Here is a 7065-nt window from a genome sequence, read left to right as displayed (position 1 = left end):
CAATAAAGTTTAGAATGGAACAAGAAGGTTTAAAACAAAAAGATTTAATTGCTATTGTTGGAAGCAAATCAAGAGTTTCTGAAATTTTAAATCGTAAAAGAAAGCTTACTATTGAGATGATACGAAACTTAAATGAAGCACTTCATATACCAGTTGAGAGTCTTTTTTTAGATTATAAAATTAACTCTGTTTAAATGCCAACAAAACCTAGGAGCTAGTAAATATTCTAGCGAAACTTTATTAGCTCCAGTCAAACATTAGATATTTTTATCCCAAAATCTCTAGTTCATCACTATATTTATGCTCACAAAAAGGCTCATAGCTACTTTTGTATACTGCATAGTGTGCTGATGCTTTATGACCATCGAGTGCTGCTTCATCTCTCCATGACTCTACCGCCATGAACTTTCTTTTATTGTCCTCATATTGAAAAATATCATAAAAAACACAACCATCTTCACGCTTACTAGGCTCAACCATTGCAGTTAGAAGCTCTTTCATTTTTGCTTCACTACCCTCTTTTGCTATAAAAGTTACTCTCTTTGTAATACTACTCATATTAGTTTTCCTTCAATGCTTAAATTTTAATCAGACGATTATATCAAATTTGAGAGAACTATATTATAATCACAAAAAGTATGAAGATTTAGGAGCTTTTTTGGATTTGATTTTACACATAGAAGACCTTATAGAAAAAAATGGTTCAGACTTTGAACTCTCAAAGCTCTTTAAAACCTACATAGAAGAGTACAAATTATCTCTAAAAGAGATATTTAAATCTTGTAGTGGAAAAGACTTTTTAGTAAAACACACAAAAGCACTCGACGCCATCATCTCTTTGATGTACAAAACAGTTCTAAGACAAGTCTTTACAAATTATCTTCCTATGAGGGGCTCTATCCCTATAGCCATTGTAGCCCTTGGTAGTTACGGTAGAGAACAGTTGTGTGTACATAGCGATATAGATTTGCTTATTGTCTATGAAGAAGTTGAAGGCTACAACACCTCTCTAATCATAGAAAAACTCTTCTACTTAGCTCTAGATGCTGGGTTAAAACTTGGGCATAGAGTTCACTCTACAAAGGATCTCTTTAGAGCTTCAAAAGAGGACATAACCATTCGAACTTCTCTTATGGAATCTCGATTTATTACAGGATCTTCATTTACTTGGCAGGCAACTCAAAAAGAACTAACAAAGATAAAATTCTATAAGCCAAAAGAATTTATACTTGCAAAAATCGGTGAAGCAGAGATTAGAAGAGCTAAGTATCCTCCATCAATGCAACCAAATATAAAACAAAGTGCTGGAGGCTTAAGAGATTCTCAACTTCTTTTTTGGATAGCAAGTAGCATCTATTCCATTACAACACTAAAAGATTTGAGTGACAAGCTTTTCTCAGATGAAGAGTATAAAGAGTATCGCATGGCACTAGAGCTTTTGTTTCGCATAAGAAGCGCCCTGCATCTAGTGGCTAAAAAACAAGAAGACAGACTTGCCTTAGAACTTATGCCACAAGTTGCGAAGATATTAGGTTTTAAAGATGAACAAAATATGCTAATAAAAGTTCTTCATGCACAGTGGCGGATAAACAACTTCACTCAAATCTTTGTAAAAAAAATGATAAGACCTTATATAGTGGATTTGAAAAATATTAAAAAACTAAAAGATAGCAGACTGACATCTTGTATCTACCTCTTAGATAACAAACTATACGCCTCTTATAAACTTCAAAATCAAAACATAAACAAACTTTTAAAGCTTATAATCTCTCTTAAGGACAGATTTTACTATTTTGATGCATCTTTTTTAAGAGTGATTACATACGCAAAAATACCATATTCACTCTCCAAAGAAAGCTATTTCCTTATAAAAGAACTACTTAAGAAAGAGCATTCGTACTGCTTTTTAAACCTCTTTTATGATGCGGGCATCTTACACAAACTCTTCTCTAGTTTTAAAAAAGTCTTGCATCTCCCACAGTTTGATGGCTACCATCATTATCCTGTTGATATTCATTCTTTAAAAGCTGTTGAGTCTTTAGAAAACATCAAAGAACCTTTTATAAAAAAACTCTTTGATGATTTAGATGCAAATGATAAACTCATCTTAAAACTGGTAGTTTTACTTCACGACACAGGAAAAGGTCGTAAACAAGATCACTCTGAAGTTGGTGCTAAACTTATAAGCGCTTTTGCAAGTAAATTAAAATTAGATACTAGCTCAATACAGAGAGCTTCAAAACTTGTTAAACACCACATACTCATGAGTAATGTAGCTTTTAAAGAGAATATTCATAATGAAAAAATTCTTTATAAGTTTATGTCAAATATAAAAGATGCAAAGAATCTGACACTTCTTTACATACTTACATACGCAGATATAAATGGCGTTGGAGACTCTACTTACAACTCTTTTAACTCTAAACTTCTTTATGACTTATACCTAATGACCTTAGATGTCTCACAAAATAGCCAAAGAATAACAGATGCAACTAAGAGGCTCATTATAGAAAAGAGAGTTAAAAATCTTGAAGAGTTCAAAATCTTGCCAAAACTACTTCAAACAAAACTGCTTAGAGTTGAATCAAACCTCTTTTTCTTTATGCATAACCCAAAAGAGATTATTGAGATTGCAAAAAAAGCACAAGAAACAAAAGAACACAACTACTTTATATCTACACAAACTTCATTAAGTATTGAAATTTATAGAAAAGTACCCATAAACCTTGGCTTCGCTTTAGCAAGTTTAAGCCATCTAGATGTTGCATCTATGGAGATAGTCACGCTCTTTGATGGAGTCAAATACTTTAAAATAGATTTTATAAAAAATGTTGATGGAGATGAACTACTTGATGTTAAAAATATTTTAAGCAAAGCTTTTGATATGAGCAGACATATAAAGATGAAAGAGATCGATATTGCTAGAGATGAGATTAGCATTGATTGTGAGTATTCACTCACTTTCGCAGAGCTTTGCATCAATACAAAAAATCAAAGAGGTCTCTTAGCCTATATAATGGAGTGCTTTGAGACTCTAGGCATAAATATAGCAACTGCAAAAATCCACTCTACTAAATACAAAGTTAGGGATAATTTCTTAATGGAAAAACAAAACGATATATGCCATAATGTTGCAAAAATTTATGAACTATTGTGTAAGGATTGATTGGAATGTGCGGAATTGTTGGTTATATTGGAAAAAGAAATACTAAAGAAATTTTATTAGATGGACTAAAAGAGTTAGAGTATAGAGGTTATGATTCAGCTGGGATCGCGGTGCTTCAAAATGGTGAATTTTCAAACTATAAAGCCATCGGAAAACTTGTTAATTTAGAAGAAAAAACAAAAGACTTTGTAACTAATGGTTTTGCAGTTGGGATCGGTCACACTCGTTGGGCTACTCATGGAAAACCAACTGAACTAAACGCTCATCCACATTTAGGTGAGAGTTCTTATGTGGTTCACAATGGCATCATAGAAAACTATGCCGTCTTAAAAAAAGAGTTAGTTGCAAGTGGTGTTAAATTTTTAAGCCAAACAGATACAGAAGTAATAGTCCATCAATTTGAGAAAAACCTAAAAAACTCTAAGAGTGCTTTTGATGCATTCTCAAAAACTATAAAAGAGTTAGAGGGTGCTTACGCAATTCTTCTTACTACAAAATCACAACCAGACACTATATTTTTTGCAAAAAATGGCTCTCCTATGCTTGTTGGGATCAACGATGAAGATGAGAAGTTTTTTGCATCTTCAGATACTCCACTTATTGGTCAAGCTAAAGAGGTAAACTACTTTGAAGATGGGGATTTTGGTTTTGTAAACTCTTCCACAATTGCCATATTTGACAGAGATTTAAATGAAAGAAAACCAAGCTTTAAAAAACTAACAGAGGACAAACTCTCAGCTCAAAAAGATGGTTTTAGATTTTTTATGGAAAAAGAGATCTATGAGCAGAGTCATGTTATTGCAGATACAATGATGGGAAGACTAAGTGACAGTGAGATTATTTTCGATGAGTTAGACAAAAATTTGTTTGATGGCATAAATGAGATAAAACTCTGCGCTTGTGGAACTTCTTACCACTCTGCTATTAGTGCCTCTTACCTTTTTGAGAGATACTCAAAAATTAGAACCTCAGTTGAGATAGCAAGTGAGTTTAGATATAGAGATCCAATAATGAGCAAAGATACTCTCTTTGTTGTCATCTCTCAAAGTGGAGAGACTGCCGATACGCTAGAGACTCTAAAGATGGCAAAAGCAGCCAATTTAAAAACACTTGTAATCTGTAATGTTGATAACTCATCAATGGTAAGACTAGCTGATGCTTGTATCTTAACAAGAGCTGGGATCGAAAAAGGCGTGGCTTCTACTAAAGCTTTTGCTACACAGGTTACAATATTTTGGATGCTAAGTTTATATGTTGCAAAACTTAAAAATTCTATGGATAAAGAAGAGCTTACAAAGCATATTTCACTCCTTCGTGAGATCCCAAGTTCTGTTCAAGTAAGCGATGATATGCATGAGAAATTAAAAAGACTCTCTAAAAGATATTTGCATGGCCACGGGTTTTTCTTTATAGGCAGAGATATTTTTTACCCTCTTGCACTCGAAGGTGCTCTAAAATTAAAAGAGATCTCGTACCTTCATGCTGAGGGTTACCCTAGTGGAGAGATGAAACATGGCCCCATTGCCCTTGCAGATCCTGAACTTTTCACAATAGCACTCCTTCCAGAACATATGCTTTATGAGAAATCAAGAAGTAATGTAGAAGAACTTAGTGCAAGAGACTCTACTATTTGTGCGATTAGTTCATTAGAGTTTGACAAAGCAGATGATTTCATAGAGATAAGAAAGTGTTCTCACTATATGTTAGAGTTTTTTGAGATGATGGTAGTTGTGCAACTCCTAGCATTAGAGATCTCTATTAGACTTGGAAATGATGTTGACATGCCACGAAATTTAGCTAAAAGTGTTACTGTTGAATAAGATTACTAACGCTATATAACTAAGTATAAGCATTTATTATATGTTTATGAAAATTTCACTTTAAATTTATTTTTTTTTGGTTACTATCTAGGTTAAATTATAAATTTAGCTAAAAGTGATGCTTTCATGAAAACAAAACTAAAACTTCTTTTTATTGTAGCTGGTATGCTACTAGCACTTACAGCCGCAACTATTATCAATGTATCACTGAATTTTAGAGACTACAGCATAAAGAGTGCAACAGAAAAAGCAAAACTTACTGCCACCATAGTAAAAGATGGTCTAACCGCTCATATGGTTAACCATATTATGGATAAAAGAGAATACTTTATGAATCAGATCTCTGCTAATAATAAAGAGGTAAAAGCTCTTTGGTTAGCTAGAAGCGAAAATGTCATTCAACAATACGGAGAAGGCTCAAATGAAGAAACCGTTAGAGATGAAATCGACAGCAAAGTTTTAGAGACTGGCGAGACTATTAAAAAAATCATAGAAAATGCAGAGGAAACTACACTTAGAGTTACTATTCCCTATAAAGCCACAGTAGATGGTGGAAACACAAACTGCCTCAGTTGTCATGATGTTAAAAGAGGAGATACCCTTGGTGTAATTAGTATGGAATTTGACATCAGTGATATGCGTGCAAGTGGAATGATTACCATCTTAAAGATTCTTGGTATCAACCTAATTTTTTTAATCATAGTTCTTGTCATGTTAAATCGTTATGCAACCCCTTTTATGCAACTCTTCTCTACTATGCAAAACGGTATTAAAAAAGCATATAGTGGAGACTTCTCTCATAAGTTTGAGACAACTTTAGGGGGGGATGCTAAGAAAATTACTGAGCAATTAAACACTCTTTTTGCAAAGATGCAAAAAACATTTGGAGAGATAAAACTAAATCTTGGAACTTTTATACCTCAAGGAAGTGTCTCTTCATCAGATCCACTTCATGAAGCTAATACAATTATAAATGAACTCTCTGATGTTTATAAGTTTAAAAAAACAATAGAGTTAGATGCAAATAAATCAGAAGTCTATAATAGAATTATAGATATATTTAAACTAAAGTATAATTTAAAATGTTTTGCTTTTTATGAGTTAAACAACAGAGCAAATGAACGAAAGCTCTTTTATGCAACCGATGAAGAAGCTTTGATTTGTCAAGAAAAAATCAACAAAGATGCACAACTTTGTCGTGCAAACAGAACTAAAAGCGTAACTGTATCAACAGAGTTTCCAAACCTTTGTCAAGCATGTTTATCAGAGAAACAAAACTATGTTTGTATTCCTTTTGTTATCAACAACGATATCTCTCTAACAGTCTCTTTTATAGGAGAGGATGAAACAGAAGTTGAGAGAATTAAAAGCTGTGTAAGTAGTATAAAACACTACTTTGAAGCTGCAAAACCAGTTATAGAGAGTCAGATCCTTATGGAGAAACTAACAGACACTTCGTTAAGAGATGGTATGACTGGACTTTATAACAGAAGATTTTTAGAAGAGCTTATAGATCAAATCATGCACCAAGCAAATAGATTAAAAGAGACTTACTCCGTGATGATGCTAGATGTTGACTTTTTCAAAAAAGTAAATGACACTTATGGGCATGATGTAGGCGATAGAGTAATTATTGCCATAGGTAAGCTGCTTCAAGAAAGCATCCGTGAATCAGACTTAGCCATCAGGTATGGTGGAGAAGAGTTTATAGTGATGTTGCATAATGCAAGTGTTGAGGGAACCGAAGAGATAGCTAAAAAAATCCACTCTAAATTTGGAGAGCTAGTCTTTGATGTTGGAGTTGGAGAGACTTTACAAAAAACTCTAAGTATAGGTATATCAATGTTTCCAAAAGATGGAGATACTATCTGGAAGTGTATTAAGTTTGCAGATACTGCACTATATGTTGCAAAAACAACTGGAAGAAATAAGATAGTCCATTATGACAAGAAGATGGCAGAGAGCCAAGATCGAGAGTGTAAAATAAACTGTGTAAACCCACCTTCTATCTCTAAATTACTTAGTGTATTTTGACACAATTTCGCTGAAAAAGATACTAAGTTGAGGATAAATCTCATA

Annotated in this window: 5 protein-coding genes; 4 read left to right on the top strand and 1 reads right to left on the bottom strand. The window is 33.3% G+C overall.

Translation table 11 applies throughout. The features are described 5' to 3' along the window. A partial coding sequence (locus M0Q24_RS11135; RefSeq protein ID WP_295050665.1) for a helix-turn-helix domain-containing protein occupies positions 1-194 on the top strand: 194 nt, incomplete at its 5' end. 73 nt (positions 195-267) lie between these two features. Here M0Q24_RS11135 and M0Q24_RS11130 read toward each other — a convergent pair. After that, a complete protein-coding gene (locus tag M0Q24_RS11130) occupies positions 268-558 on the bottom strand; it encodes a putative quinol monooxygenase (protein ID WP_295050663.1) in 291 nt (96 codons plus the stop codon). A gap of 100 nt (positions 559-658) precedes the next feature. On the opposite strand from M0Q24_RS11130, the gene M0Q24_RS11125 reads away from it, so the two are divergent. The 3 genes from M0Q24_RS11125 (at position 659) to M0Q24_RS11115 (ending at position 7020) form a co-directional block, all read left to right on the top strand. Continuing rightward, positions 659-3166: an HD domain-containing protein gene (locus M0Q24_RS11125; protein ID WP_295050661.1), complete on the top strand. Its 2508-nt coding sequence runs from the start codon at positions 659-661 to the stop codon at positions 3164-3166. 5 nt (positions 3167-3171) lie between these two features. Further along, positions 3172-4986: a glutamine--fructose-6-phosphate transaminase (isomerizing) gene (gene glmS / locus M0Q24_RS11120; protein ID WP_295050660.1), complete on the top strand. Its 1815-nt coding sequence runs from the start codon at positions 3172-3174 to the stop codon at positions 4984-4986. A gap of 126 nt (positions 4987-5112) precedes the next feature. Further along, on the top strand, positions 5113-7020 hold the full coding sequence (locus M0Q24_RS11115; RefSeq protein WP_295050658.1) for a GGDEF domain-containing protein: 1908 nt from the start codon (positions 5113-5115) through the stop codon (positions 7018-7020). Positions 7021-7065: the final 45 nt, after the last annotated feature.

This window comes from Sulfurimonas sp., from assembly GCF_023228785.1.
GTDB lineage: Bacteria > Campylobacterota > Campylobacteria > Campylobacterales > Sulfurimonadaceae > Sulfurimonas.
The sequence above is the reverse complement of the archived record's forward strand: the minus strand, read 5'-3'. Positions and strand labels throughout refer to the sequence as shown.